At 65.5% G+C, this 17,777-nt stretch carries 21 protein-coding genes; 6 read left to right on the forward strand and 15 right to left on the reverse strand.

The window, feature by feature from the left end:
* Nucleotides 1–2: 2 nt before the first annotated feature.
* The 8 genes from R3C13_RS04435 to ykgO form a co-directional block, all read right to left on the reverse strand.
* The gene (locus R3C13_RS04435; RefSeq protein ID WP_371309584.1) at nucleotides 3–884 is read right to left on the reverse strand and encodes an SDR family NAD(P)-dependent oxidoreductase; all 882 of its coding nucleotides are present in this window, start codon (nucleotides 882–884) and stop codon (nucleotides 3–5) included.
* A gap of 82 nt (nucleotides 885–966) precedes the next feature.
* Nucleotides 967–1,821, reverse strand: coding sequence for an SDR family oxidoreductase (locus tag R3C13_RS04440; RefSeq protein WP_371309585.1), 855 nt, complete (start codon nucleotides 1,819–1,821; stop codon nucleotides 967–969).
* Between the two features lie 35 nt (nucleotides 1,822–1,856).
* The gene (locus R3C13_RS04445; RefSeq protein WP_371309586.1) at nucleotides 1,857–2,321 is read right to left on the reverse strand and encodes a hypothetical protein; all 465 of its coding nucleotides are present in this window, start codon (nucleotides 2,319–2,321) and stop codon (nucleotides 1,857–1,859) included.
* A 38-nt stretch (nucleotides 2,322–2,359) separates the two neighbouring features.
* Nucleotides 2,360–2,620 (reverse strand): DUF2312 domain-containing protein, encoded by a 261-nt coding sequence (locus R3C13_RS04450; protein WP_371309587.1) that lies wholly within the window; start codon nucleotides 2,618–2,620, stop codon nucleotides 2,360–2,362.
* 52 nt (nucleotides 2,621–2,672) lie between these two features.
* Entirely contained in the window at nucleotides 2,673–3,614 is a 942-nt protein-coding gene (locus R3C13_RS04455) for an alpha/beta fold hydrolase (protein WP_371309588.1), read from the reverse strand.
* Between the two features lie 5 nt (nucleotides 3,615–3,619).
* Nucleotides 3,620–4,156 (reverse strand): tetratricopeptide repeat protein, encoded by a 537-nt coding sequence (locus R3C13_RS04460; protein ID WP_371309589.1) that lies wholly within the window; start codon nucleotides 4,154–4,156, stop codon nucleotides 3,620–3,622.
* A gap of 48 nt (nucleotides 4,157–4,204) precedes the next feature.
* Nucleotides 4,205–4,813, reverse strand: coding sequence for an HAD family hydrolase (locus R3C13_RS04465; RefSeq protein ID WP_371309590.1), 609 nt, complete (start codon nucleotides 4,811–4,813; stop codon nucleotides 4,205–4,207).
* 32 nt (nucleotides 4,814–4,845) lie between these two features.
* Nucleotides 4,846–4,971 (reverse strand): type B 50S ribosomal protein L36, encoded by a 126-nt coding sequence (ykgO, locus tag R3C13_RS04470; protein WP_034762314.1) that lies wholly within the window; start codon nucleotides 4,969–4,971, stop codon nucleotides 4,846–4,848.
* A gap of 111 nt (nucleotides 4,972–5,082) precedes the next feature.
* On the opposite strand from ykgO, the gene R3C13_RS04475 reads away from it, so the two are divergent.
* On the forward strand, nucleotides 5,083–6,438 hold the full coding sequence (locus tag R3C13_RS04475; protein ID WP_371309591.1) for a lytic murein transglycosylase: 1,356 nt from the start codon (nucleotides 5,083–5,085) through the stop codon (nucleotides 6,436–6,438).
* Here the strand turns inward: R3C13_RS04475 and R3C13_RS04480 are convergent, their stop codons facing one another.
* Entirely contained in the window at nucleotides 6,439–7,719 is a 1,281-nt protein-coding gene (locus tag R3C13_RS04480; RefSeq protein ID WP_371309592.1) for an MFS transporter, read from the reverse strand.
* 202 nt (nucleotides 7,720–7,921) lie between these two features.
* Here R3C13_RS04480 and R3C13_RS04485 point away from each other — a divergent pair, with 202 nt between their 5' ends.
* Genes R3C13_RS04485 through R3C13_RS04500 form a run of 4 tightly spaced genes read left to right on the forward strand, consistent with a single transcriptional unit; the run spans nucleotide 7,922 to nucleotide 12,726 of the window.
* Entirely contained in the window at nucleotides 7,922–10,237 is a 2,316-nt protein-coding gene (locus R3C13_RS04485) for a S8 family peptidase (RefSeq protein ID WP_371309593.1), read from the forward strand.
* A 1-nt stretch (nucleotide 10,238) separates the two neighbouring features.
* Nucleotides 10,239–10,889, forward strand: coding sequence for a hypothetical protein (locus R3C13_RS04490; protein ID WP_371309594.1), 651 nt, complete (start codon nucleotides 10,239–10,241; stop codon nucleotides 10,887–10,889).
* Nucleotides 10,889–11,521 carry a hypothetical protein gene (locus R3C13_RS04495; RefSeq protein WP_371309595.1) on the forward strand — a complete coding sequence of 211 codons (633 nt, stop codon included), beginning with the start codon at nucleotides 10,889–10,891 and terminating at the stop codon, nucleotides 11,519–11,521. Before R3C13_RS04490 ends, R3C13_RS04495 begins: the two co-directional genes overlap by 1 nt.
* Complete coding sequence (locus R3C13_RS04500) at nucleotides 11,521–12,726, forward strand: M23 family metallopeptidase (protein ID WP_371309596.1); 1,206 nt, start codon at nucleotides 11,521–11,523, stop codon at nucleotides 12,724–12,726. The genes R3C13_RS04495 and R3C13_RS04500 overlap by 1 nt, the downstream gene beginning before the upstream one ends.
* Nucleotides 12,727–12,728: 2 nt before the next feature.
* Here R3C13_RS04500 and msrB read toward each other — a convergent pair whose 3' ends face one another.
* Genes msrB through R3C13_RS04515 form a run of 3 tightly spaced genes read right to left on the reverse strand, consistent with a single transcriptional unit; the run spans nucleotide 12,729 to nucleotide 14,501 of the window.
* Nucleotides 12,729–13,265, reverse strand: coding sequence for a peptide-methionine (R)-S-oxide reductase MsrB (gene msrB / locus R3C13_RS04505; RefSeq protein ID WP_371309597.1), 537 nt, complete (start codon nucleotides 13,263–13,265; stop codon nucleotides 12,729–12,731).
* Between the two features lie 55 nt (nucleotides 13,266–13,320).
* Nucleotides 13,321–13,560, reverse strand: a complete 240-nt coding sequence (locus R3C13_RS04510) for a DUF2164 domain-containing protein (RefSeq protein WP_371309598.1) — start codon at nucleotides 13,558–13,560, stop codon at nucleotides 13,321–13,323.
* Nucleotides 13,557–14,501, reverse strand: coding sequence for a prephenate/arogenate dehydrogenase family protein (locus R3C13_RS04515; protein ID WP_371309599.1), 945 nt, complete (start codon nucleotides 14,499–14,501; stop codon nucleotides 13,557–13,559). Before R3C13_RS04515 ends, R3C13_RS04510 begins: the two co-directional genes overlap by 4 nt.
* Before the next feature lie 153 nt (nucleotides 14,502–14,654).
* Here R3C13_RS04515 and R3C13_RS04520 point away from each other — a divergent pair, with 153 nt between their 5' ends.
* Nucleotides 14,655–15,032, forward strand: coding sequence for a DUF983 domain-containing protein (locus R3C13_RS04520; RefSeq protein WP_371309600.1), 378 nt, complete (start codon nucleotides 14,655–14,657; stop codon nucleotides 15,030–15,032).
* A 4-nt stretch (nucleotides 15,033–15,036) separates the two neighbouring features.
* Here the strand turns inward: R3C13_RS04520 and R3C13_RS04525 are convergent, their stop codons facing one another.
* The 3 genes from R3C13_RS04525 to R3C13_RS04535 form a co-directional block, all read right to left on the reverse strand.
* Nucleotides 15,037–16,449 carry a putative bifunctional diguanylate cyclase/phosphodiesterase gene (locus tag R3C13_RS04525; RefSeq protein ID WP_371309601.1) on the reverse strand — a complete coding sequence of 471 codons (1,413 nt, stop codon included), beginning with the start codon at nucleotides 16,447–16,449 and terminating at the stop codon, nucleotides 15,037–15,039.
* Between the two features lie 161 nt (nucleotides 16,450–16,610).
* A complete protein-coding gene (locus R3C13_RS04530; protein ID WP_371309602.1) occupies nucleotides 16,611–16,955 on the reverse strand; it encodes a P-II family nitrogen regulator in 345 nt (114 codons plus the stop codon).
* A 55-nt stretch (nucleotides 16,956–17,010) separates the two neighbouring features.
* On the reverse strand, nucleotides 17,011–17,754 hold the full coding sequence (locus R3C13_RS04535) for a class I SAM-dependent methyltransferase (protein WP_371309603.1): 744 nt from the start codon (nucleotides 17,752–17,754) through the stop codon (nucleotides 17,011–17,013).
* Nucleotides 17,755–17,777: the final 23 nt, after the last annotated feature.

Consider the following 17,777-nt stretch of genomic DNA (forward strand, 5'->3'; position numbering starts at 1 on the left):
ACTCAAAGCTTCAGGCTGCCAGCCCCGGCCATCATCTGCTCTGCCTGCTCCGGCGTGATGCCGAGCGCCTCCAGCACCGGCCCGCCGGCCGTCTCGTCCCAGGAATGGCGCGGGCCGACGGTGATGCCGCCATCGACGGTGAACTGGCTGCCGGTGACGAATTCGGCGGCGTCCGAGCCGAGGAAAGCCGCCATTTCAGCGATGTCGCGTCCGCGGCCGACCCGGCCGATCGGCTGGATCGACCCGCCATTCTGCGCCAGCATTTCCGCCATCTGGTCTGCCACTTCGCGCGGCAGGCCCAAGGAGGCACCGAAGATCGACGTGGCGATGAAGCCCGGCAGGATCGCATTGACGCGCACCTTGTGCTTGGCGAGCTGCGCCGCCGCGATGCGCGAGAAATGCGCAACGCCGCACTTCGCGACCGAATAGGTGATGGGCGCCCAGCCTGCTTCCAGCGCAGAAATGGACGAGGTGTTGATGATCGACCCGCCCTTCCCCTGCATCCGGGCGGCGGCGAATTTGGTGCCGAAGAAGACCTGTTTCAGCAACAGGTTCATGGTCAAGTCGTAACCGGCCTCGTCCAGTTCCTCGATGCTCGCCGGGGTGCCGCCATGACCGGCATTGTTCCAGACAATGTCGAGCTGGCCGAAATGGCTGACAGCGCCTTCCATGACGGCTTCCAGCTCCGCAAGGTTCATCACGTCGCAATGGATGAAGCGCACCGTGTCGGTGCCGAAGCGGGTTTCCAGCGCCCGTCCCTTTTCGTCCTGGATGTCGGCGGCGATGACCCGCGCGCCCGCCTCCACGAAGGTTTCGACGCCGGCAAGGCCGATCCCGCTCGCTGCGCCGCTGATGACCGCTACTTTGCCGCTGAGATCCGCCATGTCGTGTTTCCTCCGTTTATATTTGAGGCACCATGCGCGGGGTTTCCCTGCCGTCCGTCAAGGGCAAATCGTGACGAGGGCGTCACCTTTTCTTCAGGCCGAGCCGTTTCCAGAAGACGCGGTCCAGCATGCGCTTGGGCAGGCGCGAGGCGATGGTCCAGTTGGTGAACTTGTCGGGCACCGGGGCATAGCGCGCCTTCGGCTTCTCTTCGGTCAGGGCATAGCCGATCACTTTGGCGATCTCTTCCGGCGGCAGACCGGTGCGTCCGCCCTCAACCATGACCCGCTCGAAGGTCTTGACCGGCCCGGCCCAGTCACTGTCCGCATAAGGACCAGTTTCATTCGCCTCCTCGGCCTTGTCCCAGATCGGCGTTCTGACGGAGCCGGGCCCGACGGCGATGGCGTCGATGCCATAAATGATGAGTTCCCGGCGCAGGGAATCCGTCATCGCTTCGACGGCATGCTTGGTCGCCGTGTAGGGCCCGAGGAAGGGTGAGGAAATCCGCCCGCCGACGCTGGTGATATTGACGATGCGGCCCGGCGGTCCGCTACGCTTCGGATCGCCTCCGAGCAGCGGAACGAAAGCCTGTGTCGCGGCGAGGAGGCCGAAGACATTGACCTCGAACTGTGTGCGGAACTCTTCCATCGGCACGATGGCAAGCGGGCCGAATTTGGCAATTCCGGCATTGTTGACGAGGCCGGCAAGGCACTCGCCCGCAAGCGCATCGCTGACCTTTTCGACGGCGGCGGCAAGCTGGGCCGGATCGGTCACATCAAGGATTATCGGGATGAGATTCCCGCTCGCGGACTGTTTCAGGGCCTCGCCATCGGCCTTCCGGCGCACACCGGCAAAGACGCGCCAGCCCTGCGCCGCCATATGCCTTGCGGCAGCTGCGCCAATGCCCGTCGAGGCGCCGGTGATTACGACAGTCTTCATGGCAGGACTCCTTGCCTGATTGCGTCTGCGAGAAGCTAGGGTTCCTGCCCCGACTTTCCACCCTCGATCACGCGAAAGGCCGGACGGCCCTGCGGCCGGGGCGGCTGGACCGGCGGTTCAGGCGGCGCCGGAGGGGGCGCGGGCGCGCTGGTCTCGTCTTCGACATCGTCGCCGATCGTCCGCACACGGGAGGGCGGGCGGCGGGACATGCCCTTGCCGGCACTGCGGCTGCCGAAGCCCTTGCGTTCCTTGCCGCGGGCCTTCTTGTCGATTTCCTTGAGCTTGACCTGCTGGAGCTGCGAGAGTGCCTCGCCCTCATCGCCCTTCATCGGGTCGGCGAAAGCCGAGCCGTATTTCTCGATCCGCTCTTCGACCTCTTCGAGGAATTGCCGTTCCCAGTCGGACAGCGGCGGGCCCTTGCCCTGTTCGGCAAGTTCGGCCGCCTTGCGGAGTTTCCGCAGCGCAGCGCGCTTCTTCCGTTCGTCGACATCCCGGCCCATGAGCCAAGACTAGGCGCCTTCACGCCCCGGCGCCAGCCTCAGGCTTCGCCGAGCGCGATGAGATAGGTCTCCAGCATCATCTCGGCCTCTTCCCGGTCGGCCTTGTCGATCTTGCGCAGCTTGATCACCTGGCGCAGGGCCTTGGTGTCGAAACCGAACGCCTTGGCTTCGGCATAGATCTCCTTGATCTGCTCGGCGACCTCCTTTTTTTCCTCTTCCAGACGCTCGATCTTGGCGACGGTCTGGCGGAGCTTCTCGCGGGTGGCTTCGGTGAGATTTTCGATGGGGGCATCGTCCATGAGTGGCTCCAGTATCAGTCAGAATCGGGCGGAATCGAAAAGGAGCCGCGTCTTAGCGGGTCTCGCCGCCGCTGGCCAGACGCCGGATGGTGTCGGCGACATCTGCCCCATGGGCATGGTGGGGCATGTGGCCTTCGTCCGGCAGGATGACCAATTCGAGCGGCACCTGCTGCTTCAGCCGCGCAACATGCTTTTTCGGCGTGATCACCGTGTCCTTCGAGCCTGAGAAGACGACAATCGGCATCTGCAATTCGCCATAGCGTTCCGACTGGGCCGCGAGTTCCGTGTCCAGCCGGCGCACGTCGCGCGCATTGGCGCGAAAAGCCGGCGGGCGGAACAGGAGGCCAATGCCGGACTTGTCATAATAGCCCTCCGGCGCGGGCGCCGGATCGAACACGCTGCCGATCCCGGCCTCCACCTGCGCGGGGCCGACCAGCGGCACGAGCTGGCTGAACACCGGCCCGACGAGCGGCGCGGCGGCATACTGGTTGTACCAGGCATGGCCGTCATTGCCCCAGTCATGTGTCACCGGCGCCAGCAGGACGAGACCCTGCACAAGATCCGGCCGGTCGAGCGCAAGGCGCAACGCCACCGCGCCGCCGAAGGAATGACCGACCACGACGGCCTTCTCTCCCGGTGCCAGAGCGTCCAGCACGCCGGCCATCTGGGCGGCCTGCACGGCCAGCGTCTCGCTGCCCGGCGGGCGGGCGGAATAGCCATGACCCGGCCGGTCGGCCATCAGCACACGGAAATCCCCGTCCAGGCGCGGGGCGAGCGTCCAGCTGAACTCGCGCGCATTGGCGCTGGCGCCATGGATCATCAGGACGGGCGGGCCCGCCGTTCCGGCCTCGATCACATGCACATCGTAGCCGTTCACCGGCACCATATGACCTTCGGCGGGATGCGCCTTTTCCACACGCGCGGTGTACACGCCGGAGGTCACGCAGGCGCCGAGCCCGGTGGCGGAAATAGTAAGCGCGGCAGCCGTCAGCAAGGCCCTCAAAGCCCCTGCCCTTCGGCCTGCTTGGTCAGCCTTTTTTCGGCGGCCTGGGCCTCTCGCATCGTGGGATAGATGGTCAGCACTTCGCGCCAGGCGTCGAGGGCCTGGTCTTCGGCCGACATCGCCTCGAACAGGGAGGCGAGCGAGGCCCAGGCACCGAAATGGCGGGGCTCAAGACGGAGCGCCTCGTTGAGGTCGCGCAGGGCCTCGGGGAAGTTCTCCTCGCGCGCAAACAGGCCGGCCCGGCGGTGCCAGGCCTCGCAATAATCCGGCTTGATCAGGATGGCGCGGTCATAGAAGGCGCGCGCGGTGTCATAGTCGCCGGCGTTCTGCGCCTCGGTGCCCCGTGCCATGATCATGTCGATCGTGGCAGAGCCGGACTCCAGCCAAGAGGCCCAGATGTCCTGCGCGATGTCATTGGCTTCGCTTTCGCTGGGCGCCTTTTTCAGTTTGTCGAACATCTCGTCCGTCGGCATGGCCGCGGCGGTGAGCCCGGTCAGGGCAAACAGGCAGGTGAAGACAAGCGCTTTCAGCATCGCACTGATATTAGGGCCGCCAGCGGCGCGGGCAATCTCAACTTTGCGTCAAAGGAGGCCTTCGGCCTTCAAGGCCCGCTCAAGACCCGCCGCACCTTCAAAAAGGTGCGTGCGGAAGCCGAGCGCATCGGCGGCGGCGATATTCTTCGCGCTGTCGTCGACGAAGAAGACCTCGCCCGGCGCCGGACCGCCCATTTTTTCGAGGGCATGGGCATAGATGGCCGGGTCCGGCTTCACGAGGCCGATATCGCCGGACACGACCACGTGGGCAAAGCGGTGCATCAGCGGGAAGTGTTGCAGCATCAATGGCCAGGTCTCGGATGGCATGTTGGAGAGGGCATAAAGCGGCACACCGCGCGCCTCCAGCCGGTCGATCAGGTCCGGCGTCCCGTCGATATAGCCGTCGAACATTTCCATCCAGCGCCCGCCCCAGGCCCGGATCGCGTCTTCGTATTCAGGGTATAGGGCGACCAGCGCTTCGGCATTGTCGGCAAAGCTCACCCCGGCGTCATGCCGCGTGTGCCAGTCCATGGTGCAGATTTCGGTAAGGAAGCGCGTGCGTTCGGCGGCATCCGGAAAGATGCGCGAATACAAACGGGCCGGCTCCCAGTCGAGCACGACCCGTCCAAGATCGAAAAGGGCAATCCGGGCGGTCATCCTACCGCCGCAATTGCCCGTTCATGTGCGGCTCAGCCTTGTTTGGCTTTAAAGCGGGGATCGGTCTTGTTGATGACATAGACCTTGCCCTTGCGGCGCACGACCTTGCAATCGCGGTGACGCGACTTGAGCGATTTGAGAGACGAGCGGACTTTCATGGGGCTGCCCTGTGGGTCATAAGGAATTGGAAAGCGGTGCGAGTAATGAATCCGGTGATCAGAGTCAAGGATGGGCGCTGCCATACGCAGGCCTTTTCAGGAGCGGTAGGCGTGGCACGGCTGGCGGTTGAGCGATCTCATGTTCTGGCCGCCGCGGCGCTGGCCGGGGTTCTGGCCTCCTGCGCGGCAGGCCCACAGACGCCGCCCGTCACGGGCCCGGTGACCCCGCCGGTGGTGCAGCAGCCGCCCGCCGAGACCGGGCCGATCAGCTACAAGCCCAGCGGAAACAAGGAGATGGACGCCTGGCGGACAGACTTTTCCGCCCGCGCCCTGGCCGCCGGGCATGACCGCACCGTGGTCGAATCCTTCCTCGGAAACATCTCGCCCATTGGCCTCTGGCTCGGCTCCGAAGTGCAGGCTGCCGCGACCGGCGTCGGCGACCAGGCCGAATTCGCAAAACCCATCTGGGATTATCTGAAAGTGCCGATGGGCAACAGCCGGGTCTCGACCGGCAGCGCAAAATTGCAGGAACTCGCCGGCCTTTTCGATTCCATCGAGGCCACGTACGGCGTCGACCGGCAGGCCGTGGCCGCGATCTGGGGCATGGAAACCAGTTTCGGCGCGGTGATCGGCAATTTCGATGCACCCAATACGCTCGCCAACATGGCAGTCGAAGGCCGCCGCCGGGGCCTTGCCGAGAGCGAGCTGCTGACCCTGATGAAAGTGGTCGAGCGGGGCGATGCCAAGCGCGAACACCTGATTTCCGGCTGGGCCGGCGCCATGGGCCAGACCCAGTTCATGCCGTCGACCTATCTCGCCTACGCTGTCGATTTCGATGGCGACGGGGAAAAGGATGTCTGGAACAGCACCGCCGACGCGCTTGCATCGGCGGCAAACTACCTTTCCAGCTCCGGCTACGCCAAGGGCCAGCCCTGGGGCCTTGAAGTCAATGTGCCGCCGAATTTCGACTACAGCCTCGCCGACGGGCAGGACCGCCGCCTCGAAACCTGGACGGCGGTTGGCGTTGCACCGGTTGGCGGTGGGCCGTTCGAGACGAACGGGGCGGATTTCGCGGAACTCTGGCTGCCGGCCGGCGCCGAGGGGCCGAAATACCTGCTGTTCCACAATTTCAGCGTGTTCAAGAAATACAACAACGCCGATTCCTACGCCTTCGCGGTCGGCATGTCGGGCGAGGCCTTCCTCGGCAAAGCGGGGCCGATGACGCCCTGGCCGACGCATATCCAGCCGCTGACGGTTGCCGACATCAAGCTGCTGCAGGCAGGCCTCAACTCGCGCGGCTATGATGCTGGGACTGTTGACGGGATTGCAGGACGGCGCACCAAGACGGCGCTCCAGGGCTTCCAGAAGGACAATGGCCTGGTGGCGGACGGCTATCCGACCAAGGCCATGCTGTCGGCTGTGACCGGACAGGGCTCGTCTTCCGTTGCGGCTGCAACGGTCGACTGATCAGCCGGCGTCATCCGGCTCGAACTCTCCCACCCCATCCTTCAGGGCGTAATAGGCATACACCGCCATGAAGGCGACAAGCGCCGCGCAGAACAGGAACGGCACGTGCGGGTTCACATACTCGTAGACGAAGAGGCCGAAGAAGGGCGTCACGATATAGCCGGCGCCATTGGCTGAGATCACGAGGCCGGCCACATTGCCCTGCAGTTGCGGCGACACGGCGAGGGATGCCCCGCTGGAAAAGCCGGGCCGTGCCAGCCCCTGCCCGAGGCCGATCAGGAACTGCACGATGATCAGCGTGGCAAAATCCGCCGCGACAACCATCAGCAAGGCGCCCAGAAGCAGCGGAATGCACCCGACCCACATCAGCGTCTTGTTGCGCAGCTTGAGCCGCGGGATCAGCACCAGCTGGGCCAACAGCACCGCCATGGCCCCGACGGTGAAGGCCGGCCCGGTATACTGGGCCGCCTCGCGGCCGGAGACGTTCAGCTTGTCCATCACCGAAAACACGAAAACCTGTGTGAGGATGCCGGACACGAGCGAAAGGCAGACGGCGAAGACCAGGAAAGGCAGCACATTCTTCGAATGCCAGAGGCCGCGCGCCTCGGTTTCCTCGTCGATCCGGCTGGCATCGGTGATCGGCCCGCGCTGTTCCGGCAGACGGAACCAGATGAGCGCCGCCATGATCGCGGCAATCACCGACGTCAGCAGAAGCGGGCTGAGAATGCCGGCGGTCGCCACCAGCGCTGCGGCGAAGGCCGGGCCGACCACGGTGCCGACGCTGAAGCCCGAAGAAATGAAGGCAATCTCGTCGCGCCGCTCGGCCTGGCTGGTCCGGTCGGCGACATAGGCCTGTGCCGCCGGGTTCGTGCCCGAACCGAACAGGCCAAAAAACGAGCGGGAAATGGCGAGGCAGGCAAAAATCAGCAGGATATTGGTCATCCAACCGCTCATGGCAGCAAGGCCGGACAGGTACAGCAGCAGCATCGACAGCGAATAACCGGCAAGTCCCAGCGCCGCGATGGGCCGCCGGCCGCGCCGGTTCGACTGCTTGCCCCAGAAGGGAGACGTCGCCGACCAGAAGAAAGCGGACAGCGCAAACACGGCCCCGGCCATCCAGTCTGGCAGGCCAACCTCACGTGACAGGGGCGGCAGCACCGCGGCAATTAACATCGTGTTCCCCGCCCCGATCGCCATGAGGCAGAAGAACAGGAGGAAAAACGCCCCGCGCCGGTCCGGGCGGGACTGGTCTGGCGGCTGCTGGGGAAGGCCCTCGGTCATTTCCCCTTCTTCTGCCGCGCCCCGGCTCTTGTCCAGCGCGCAGGCGAGGCCGTCCGACCTGCCGCCGCGTCAGCGAATTTGGCCTGCGGCAAACCGCCATCGCTGCGGCCGCGATAGACATGGTCGCGCCGACGTCATAATCTTTCCATAGGGTTAACCTAGGCGGGTTGGGACTGAACGGTAAATTATACGGGGAACACTCATGTCGAACCTGACTTCAAAAGCGACCCGCCTTGCCCTGGGCGGCGCGATGGCCAGCCTCCTGGTGCTGGCGGCGTGCGACCGGCAGGGCGAAAGGCTGGAGCGTGCGCGCGAAATTGCCGATGCGTCGGTGCGCCAGATCACCGGCGATACGATCGTCGAGCAGGAAGCGCCCGATCCGCTGCGCTCCGTGCCGGTCGCAGCACGCGCGATCGCGCAGCCGATCCTCAGCGACATCACCGGCGAGGAAACGACCCGGCCTGCCTTTGCGGTCCTGTCCATCGTCGCCAAGCCGACCGATATTCCGCCGTCCGAGGCGATGGCCGAGATCGACGACGAAGGCCTCTATATCGAAGATGAGTCGGCGCTCGATGACGTGATGGTCGAAGAGATGCCTGAAGCGGCAACCGGCAGCGGGGATGCCCCGGTCGCCGCGGCGCCCGCCCCGACCGCGCGCTCGCTCGAAGTGTTCCGTCCCGAAGGCGCGGTGCAGCAGCGGATCAAGCTGGATCCCAAGATGCGCCAGAGATCGCTGAACGATATCCAGGAAGCCGCCCGCAAGATGGAACAGGTGGCCAAGGCCGAGCCGGCGCCGGTTGCCAAGACACGCTCGCTGGCGCCCCGCTCGCTGGAAAGCGCGCCGGCCGAGCGCAAGCTTGCCGCTGAAAAGATCGCCCGCCGGTCGGTCGTCTCGCGCGATGCCATCGTCAAGCAGCGCGACGCCAACGCCGTGATGCTGGACACGCTGGCCAAGTACAAGATGAACGCCGAGGTCACCCTCTCACGTGAGGGCCAGATGGTGGTGCAGGTCGGCGGGGCCGACCCGACCTATTTCAGCCCTGAGGATGCCTCGCGTCCGGAGCTGAGCTACCTGGCCATCGACATGGGCACGGGCTGCGAGAACCCGGAGGATGTCGAAGCGATCCAGGCCGACCCGATCCTCGCCACCGAGTGCATCGTGCAGGATCTGCGCGACTCCGGCCAGTTCGAATATGTCGAAAAGGACTTCATCTTCGAAAACCAGTTCGTCCGCCGACCGAAGAACGACTCGCCGACCACGTCGCCGAATGTCGGCACCACTCCGCCCACGGACGGAACCACGGGTCCGACGACGACGACGCCACCGCAGCCGGTGGAAGTGACCCCCAACGACCCGCTCTGGGGCCTGCAGTGGAATTTCCGTCCGAATGGCGACGGCGAAGGCAAATCGCGTGGCGGCGCGGGCTTCCAGGAGTTCTGGACGAAACAGGGCATCAAAGGCTCCAGCGACGTCGTGGTCGCGGTCGTCGATACCGGCCTGCAGATGGACCATCCGGACATCAAGGATTCGCCGAACATCGCCCCCGGCTGGGACATGGTCTCCGATCCGCGCATGGGCAATGATGGCGACGGGCGCGACAGCGACCCGAACGATCCGGGCGACCTGTGCAATCCGGCGGTGCCTGGCGCGGCAGACTCCTTCCACGGCACGCATGTCGCCGGCACGATCGGCGTTGCCGCCTCCAACAATGGCGCCGGTGTCGCCGGCGGGGCCTGGAACGTGAAGATCGTTCCGGTGCGCGCCCTCGGCAAATGCGGCGGCCGCCTGTCGGACATCAATGACGCGATCCGCTGGGCTGCTGGCCTCATCCCGGCTGAAGGCGCCGATGGCAGCGAAGTCTGGAACGACAACCCGGCCGACATCATCAACCTGTCGATCGGCCTCTTCGAATACTGCCCCGCCTCGCTGCAGGATGCGATCGATGCCGTCACCGATCGTGGCGCCATCGTCGTCTCGGCAGCCGGCAACGCCCGCATCGACACGGCCTATTATGCGCCCGGCGGATGCGACAATGTCATCTCCGTCGCGGCCGGGAACGCCATCGGCGAGATCGCCTCTTATTCGAACTTCGGCGCGAATGTCTCCATCCTCGCCCCCGGCGGCGAGATGAGCCATGACGATGACGGCGACAACCGGCCGGACGGCATCCTGTCGACCAAGAAGGCCTCAAACTGCTTCGATCCGGTCACCGGCGAAGGCGTCTCGGATTGCTTCTATGCCTATGAGCAGGGCACTTCGATGGCTGCCCCGCACGTCTCGGCGGCCCTCGCCCTGCTGAAGGCTCGGACCCCGGACGCCTCGCCGGACGAACTGCGTGCGACTTTGCTCGCCGCATCGGATCCGCGCTCGGCCCTGCAGTGCGCGGGTCTGTGCAGCTCCTATCCGGGCACCACGCCCATCGAAGGCAGCCCGGACATGTGCCTCCGGCCCTGCGGCGGCAAGATGCTCGACCTGGCAAACGTCCCGGTCATCTCGTCCGGAGGCGGAGGAAAATAAGATGTCAGAGTTCCGGTCACCCCTGCACCTGGGCGGCCCGCTCGGCCTTGCGGGCCTTGCCGCCCTGGCAGGCGCGACCGGTCTCTTCGTCATGGCCGGATCGAACGGGGCCCCTGCCCCGGCGACCCAACCGGCGGGCGTCACCGCGCCCGTACCGGATGCAGATGTGGTGACCATTCCCGATGCGGCGACCGGAGGCACGGACCTTGCGGCCGTCGAGCCCCCGGCCCCGCCACCGGTCAAACCGGCCGAACTGCCGGCCAGCACCGAAACGCGCGACGAGGTGAAGGCCCCGATCAAGGTGGCGCAGGCCGCGCCGGTCGCCGGCAAGGGCGAGGGCGCGGAGATCATCTACATCGTCCGCATCAAGGGCGAGCCGGAAGTCGACCTCATCTCACGCAATTTCAAGCGCGACCCGGCCATCGCCGAACAGGCCTGGACCGATCTGCAGAACCGGTATCCGGTTCTCAAGGATTTCCGAATGATCGGCGCGTCCTATTCCGGCGAAATCCGGCTGGCCTATCGCCTGCCGCCGGGCACGGACCCGAGCCGTGCCATGATCGACGAAATCAAGAACCGGATCATGCAGGTGCAGAGCGTTTCCTATGCTGACCCGGATTATGTGGCTCATCCCGGAAAGGATACCCCCTGATGAGACTGAAGACTATTCTCGTGCTGGCGCCTGTCCTCGCACTCGGCCTGTCTGCCTGCGACCAGATCCTGAACCGCGCACCGGACGAGCCGCCGGCCGCGCCCGCCGAACAGGCCGAACCGCTGACCGTCACCGACGCGCCGCCGACGACCGAATTCCCGGTGCGCCCGGAAGCGCTCGCCAATGAAGCCACCATCGACTGGATGGCCGCGCGCGCCGATGTCGCGTCCAGTTCCGGTGGCGCCTCCGGTTCGTTCGACATCGCGTCCGGCGAGGAAGCCCCGCCCGTCCCGGTGATGCTGCCGACCGGCATCGTCATCCCGCAGGGCGCCGAATCCGAGGTAAAGTTCCAGCCGCTCTCGGACGGCTATTTCGCCTTCTATCCGGGCACGGCGTATAACATCGTCGTCAATGGCACCAATGAAGTCATCGGGGAGCGCACCGATTCCTCCGACAGCGAGATGCATTTCATCCCGACCATGACCGGCGCGCAGGTCGCCTTCACCAAATATGGCGCCGACTATCTTGTCGAATTCGAATGCACCGCGTCCGAAGGCGACAATCCCGACTGTATCAGCGAGGAAGAGGCCCTGACGGTCGCCGATTCCCTCATCGCGGTGAGGTCGAGATAATGAGAAAGCTGCGCACCGTTCTCCTGGCGGGCATCGCCCTCGCAGGGCTCGCAGCCTGCGACTTCATCCGCTTCCCCGGCGATGGCGGCCCGCCGCCCTCGACGCCGGAACCCGGCCCGGCCATTCCGCCCGGCGCGCCCGGCCCGCCGCCGCCGACTGCGCCCGTGCTCGACCCCTATGGCACGGGCGACACCGGCACCGATACGGGAACGGACGCGACCGATACAAACCCCGACGCGGGTTCCGACACCAGTTCCGACTCCGGCACCGATATCGGCACGGACACGCCTGACGATACGGGAACCGATACCACCGATGCTCCGGATCCAGGCGGCACGGACACTGCCGATGCCGGCGATACCGACCCGCCATCAGACACCAGCGGCGACGCCGGGACAGACACGGGCTCGGATGAGCCGACCGATGTGGCCGACAATTCCGGCAGCGACACGACGCCACCACCGGAACCGGTCGAGCCCACCTTCTCCTATTTCCCGACCGGCGCCCTGCTGCCCGGAACGGGTGAAGGCACCGGCAGCGATATGGTCTTCGCGCCCGACATGGTGTTCCCGATCAAGGACTCCCCGGCCTACCTCCAGTCCATGGTGTTCACCTTCGGCGGCGGTATGGTGGGCGGCGACCAGTGCGACGCGCGCAATTTCGAATATCCGTGGCGGGACAATTTCTGTGAAACCCGCTCGGCCAATCGCGGCTCGCCTTATTGCCCGATCAACAAGATCCACCAGGGCCAGGACATCCGCGTTGGCACACCTACCGATTGCAAGTCCGAGCGCTCGACCACGCCGGCAGACCGCATGGCGCATGAAGTGGTCGCCGTGGAAGACGGCGTCATTTCGAATGTCGGCTCCTACAGCGTGAACCTGCGGTCCGGCGGCCGGATATACAAATACCTGCACCTCAACATGGCGAAGCTGAACGTGAAGATCGGCGACACGGTGAAAGCCGGCGACCTGATCGGTTACGTCTCCAATGATTTCGGCGGTACGCCGACCGTGCTGCACCTGCATTTCGAAATCACGCAGAACAACGGCAATGGCGGCTGGGACTATGTTCCGCCCTACACGTCGCTCGTCGCAGCGTATGAGCGCCGCGAGAACGGGCCCGGCGAGGAAATCGAGGAAGGCGAAGCCGCCATCGCCTCGACGCCCTTCGTCATCCCGCCGGACGCCATCATCATCGAGTAGGATCAGGCAGGCCGGAAGGTCAGCGCCACGCCATTATTGCACCAGCGCTGGCCGGTCGGGGCCGGGCCGTCATCGAAGACATGCCCCTGATGACCGAGGCAACGCGCGCAATGATATTCCGTGCGCACATAAAACAGCTTGTGGTCAGCGCTCGTGCCGATGGCACCCGGAATGACATCCCAGAAACTCGGCCAGCCGGTGCCGCTGTCGAATTTCTTGTCTGAACTGAACAGCGGCAGGTCGCACCCGGCGCAATGATAGGTGCCCTGACGTTTCTCGTGCTCCAGCGGCGACGTGAAGGCGCGTTCGGTATCTTCCTTGCGCAGGACGGCAAAGGCTTTCGGGCCGAGGCGTTCCTTCCACTCCACCTCGGTCAGCTTGCGCCACTCGCTGTCTGCGTAGGGATCTGCCCCACCGGCCTTAGCCTTTGCTTCCGCAGCGGCCTCGCGCCCGCCTCCGGAACAGGCGGAGATGACGGCTGCGGCGGCGCCGGCGAGCAGGAGATGGCGGCGGGAAAGGGGGCGGGTCATGCGTGTCATGGCTGCCTGACTAGCGGCCCGTCCGCTCGCGCGCGAGACAAATTCGCGTGAGGCCTCAGACCCCGCCCTCGACCCAGACTTCGCCGGCAAGGTCATCGAGCTTGCCCTGGAGGTGCGCGCGCACGTCTTCCACGGCCTGATTGTAGACCGCCGGGCCCAGCGTCTTCAGCATCAGGTCAACGATTTCATTGGCGCGGAATTCGCTGAGAGTCTCGTCGAACTCGTTGGCGAACAGCGTCCTCAGATGACCGGCAAGGGCGGCGCGGCGGTCGTCGGAGAGGGTGAGCGGCTTCACGACTTCGCCTTGCCGTTGACCGCTTCGTTACGGCCGAAGTTGATCGCGCCGGAATCCTGCCCGGCATCGATGATCGCCTTGCGGATCGTCCGGGCACGGGAGAATTCCCGCATCAGCATGTCGCCATCGCCCCAGCGGATGGCGCGCTGCAGGGCGGCAAGGTCTTCGGAGAAGCGCCCGAGGCATTCCAGCACCGCTTCCTTGTTGTTGAGGAAGACGTCGCGCCACATGACCGGATCTGAGGCCGCGATCCGGGTGAAGTCGCGGAAGCCGCCGGCGGAGTATTTGACCACTTCCCCCTGCTCCACCGTCTCCATGTCGAAGGCCGTGGCGACGATATTGAAGGCGATGAGGTGCGGCAGGTGCGAGGTGATGGCCAGCACGCGGTCGTGCCGCGCGGCCTCCATCGTCTCCACCTTTGCGCCAAGGGCCGTCCAGAACGCCGCGAGCTTTGCCACCGCGTCCGTATAGGCCTCGTCGCCATCCTCGCGCGGGGTGAGGATGTGCCAGGCATTGCGGAAGAGGGTCGGGAAGCCGGCTTCGGGCCCCGACTGTTCCGTGCCCGCGATCGGGTGGCCCGGAATGGCATGGATCTTCCCATTGTCCGCCGCCGCCAGCGCCGCAGCGGCCTGTTTCTTGACCGAGCCCACATCGGTGAGGATCGCGCCCGCTTTCATATGCGGCACGGTGGCCGCCGCCACCTCGTCCAGCGCGCCGACCGGCACGCACAGGATCACGCAATCGGCCGCGCCGACGGCGTCCGCCAGCGTCTCGGACACATCGCCGATGCCGAGAGCGGCCGCACGGGTGCGGACATCGTCGCTCATGTCATAGAGCGCAACGGAGCCGGCCGCGCCATATTCGGCAGCCGCCCGCGCGATGGAGGAGCCGATGAGGCCCACGCCGACAATTGCGATCCGCTCGAAGACTGGGTCCGCCATGGCTTTGTCCGTTCCAGAAATTCCGCCCGCTCTGGTGGGCAATGTGGGCCCTCCCGTCAAGGGCCGCGGGGCGGCGCGTGCCATCTGTCGCATTGCGCCGGCGCCCTTCACACCAGATGTGTGGGAAGCTCACGCCCCCAAGGAGCCTGCACCATGACCCAGCCCTCCCCCATCCTGTCCGGCCTGCGTCTCAGATGCGGCGCCTGCGGCCAGGGCAAGCTGTTCAAGGGCTATCTGAAGCTCAATTCCGAATGCCCGGTCTGCGGGCGCCCGATGGACAATGAAGATACCGCCGACGGCCCGGCCTTTTTCGTCGGGTTCGGCGTGCTGGTGCTGACCGCGCCGTTCATCTTCATCCTGCCGATGATGTCGGCCCCGGTCTGGGTGAAGGCGCTGATGTTTCTTGTCCTCTGCGCCGTGGTGATCGGTCTGATCCTTGTGCTCCTGCCGGTGGCCAAGGCGATCCTGCTGAATCTCCAGCTGCATCATCAGGCCGAAGAGGCCCGCTGGGACGGCGACGGCCGCGATTGACCCGTCAGTGCGCGCGTGAGCGCGTCAGCGGCAGCATTTCCGCAAAACTCAGGGCATGCAGCTTCTCGGCCGTATCCGGCCGGCCAAGCGCATAGCCCTGCAGGAAATCGCAGCGCAGCAGCTGCAGCAGCGCCGCCTGGTCCTCGGTCTCGACGCCTTCGGCAACGACCTTGAGATTGAGGCTGTGGCCGAGCGAGATGATCGACTGCAGCAGGCGCCGCCCGGTTGCCCCGTCTTCGAGCTGCTGGATAAAGGCGCGGTCGATCTTCAGGCCGTCGAATTCGAATTTCTGCAGGTAGCTGAGCGAGGAATAGCCCGTCCCGAAATCGTCGAGCAGAACCTGCACGCCGAGGTCGCGCAGGCGCCGCATGGTGCGTTGCGCCTCGTCCGTATGTGAAATCAGCACGCCTTCGGTAATCTCGATGCGCAGCAGTTCCGGATTGATGCCGTGCCGCTGGATGGCCGCTTCCACACTCTCGGCGAAGCCGTCGACACGGAACTGGACCGGCGAAACGTTCACCGCGATCGGAATCGTCTTCTGCCGCTTGATCTCGATACAGGCCTGGTCAAGCACCCATTCGCCAAGCTTCAGGATGAGGCCCGTTTCCTCTGCAATCGGAATGAACACGCCCGGCGACCCCGCGCGCCCTTCCTTGCCCGGCCAGCGCATCAGCGCCTCGGCGCTCATCACCTGCCCCGTCCGGGTGCAGACGAGCGGCTGGTAGACGAGCTGCAACTCGTTGCGGGTCAGCGCAGCCTCAAGCTCGGCACTGATGGTGCGGCGCAGCTGCAGGGACTCGTCCATTTCGGTATCATAAGCCGCCCAGCAAGTGTGCCGGGCTGACTTTGCGACATACATGGCGATGTCGGCACGGCGCAGCAATTCGGCGGGCGCGATGTCAGACGTATTGGCTACGGCGACACCGGCGCTGAGCGTCATCGTCACGACATCGTCCGACACAACCAGCGGCCGTGCCAGCCCGGCCTCGGCGCAGCCGATGAAGCGGACCGCGTCGGCATCCGCTTCAGGACCGGAAAACAGGGCCGCAAATTCATCCCCGCCAAGCCGGGCCAGCAGGCCGTCTTCACCGAGGCAGGCGCGCAGCCGTTCGCCCACAGCGCCCAGCAATTCATCGCCCGCCTGATGGCCAAGCGTGTCGTTGATCATCTTGAAGCCGTCGAGATCGAGCACGACCATGGTTGCGCCCGTGTCTGCTGCCGCCATCAACTCGACCGCGCGGCTCAGCAAGCCGCTGCGGTTAGGCAGGCCGGTAAGAGGGTCGGTCGCCGACATTTGCTGGGTCTGGACGAGTGCCGCCTTGAGGTCGCGGGCGCTGAGCAACGAGCGCCACATCAGGACGGCCGCCAGCAACGCCATGGCAATATTGCCGAGGACGATCCCGGTGAGCAGTGTCATCTGCTCACCCCCGATCTTGAAAATGTCGCGATTGCATGAACCACGAAAAGCCCGCCAGATATTCCCGGCGACCTTAGACGGGCCCGTGTTCAGGTTTGATTGATCCGGTCGGCGAAACTTGGCCAACCGGCTTCAGGGGGCATTTACCCTGATCGCGCAGGTCAGCCGGAAACGGCGAGGTCGTCCCGCTCGCCGGTACGGATCCGCACAATGGAATCAAGATCGTGGATGAAGATCTTGCCGTCCCCGATCGTGCCGGTATTCGCGGCCTGGATGATCGCTTCCACCAGCCGGTCGGCTTCGCTCGCGGGACAGGCCACCTCGATCTTTACCTTCGGCAGCAAGCGCACTTCATATTCGGCGCCGCGATAGACTTCCGTCTTGCCGCGCTGGCGGCCATAGCCGCGCACTTCGGAGACGGTCATGCCGGTGGCTCCGGCATCGGAGAGCGCATCGATCACCGCGTCGAGACGGCTCGGCTTGAAAATGGCAGTGACGAGCTTCATGGCGCAATCTCCAGATTATGCTGCACACGCGAACGTATCGTGACCGCCGGGTCCGTCAATGTTTTTCGCGCCGTTGGGATGTCGCGGGGCGGGCAATGCGCATCTTTTCGGTCACAGGGGCAACCGCGCCCCCGCCCGGCGAGGCATAGAGCCGCTTGACCGCTTCGACCAGCACGACGCCGCCCATGCCCGGCGCAGCCAACCGGCCGATTGCCTCCCAGCCTTCGGCCGCTGACGTGACAAGGCCCGCCTGCATCGGCGGCATGTAGAGCGCGCTGGTCGAGGCGGTGACCTGGAACAGGCCGGAGGACAGCAGGTTCATCAGCTGGGCCCGGCTCCACGGCCGGCCATGGCCGAAGGGCGTGCGCGTCGCCCGTGCCCACAGGCCCGCCCGGTTCGACGCCGCCAGCACGATGCGGCCTTCCGGCGCCGTGACCCGCCAGATTTCCCTCAGATAGGTGCGCGGATTACCGGCCTCTTCGAGGCCGTGCAGCACGATGACCCGGTCGAACATGCCATCGGGAAACGGCATCCGCTCGTCCCCGACCGAAACCGAGGCGTTACCCCGGCCGGAATAGTCCCATAGAACCGGCCCATGCTCGTGCGGCACGCCAGCCACGATGCGCGACGGCCCCTGCCCGAACGCGTCGAGAACCGGAATGGCGAAGCCGAGCCCCAGCATGGAGAGGCCCCGGGCATCGCCCCAGAGATCCGTCATCTTGCCGCCCAGCACGCGCGACGCCGCCTGCCCCAGCGGGGTGGCGTAAAAGCGTTCGAGCGTGACAGCATCCTGACGCATGGGACTCCCTGTGCTAGGCCGGT

The organism is Hyphomonas sp., from assembly GCF_041398385.1.
Lineage (GTDB): Bacteria > Pseudomonadota > Alphaproteobacteria > Caulobacterales > Hyphomonadaceae > Hyphomonas.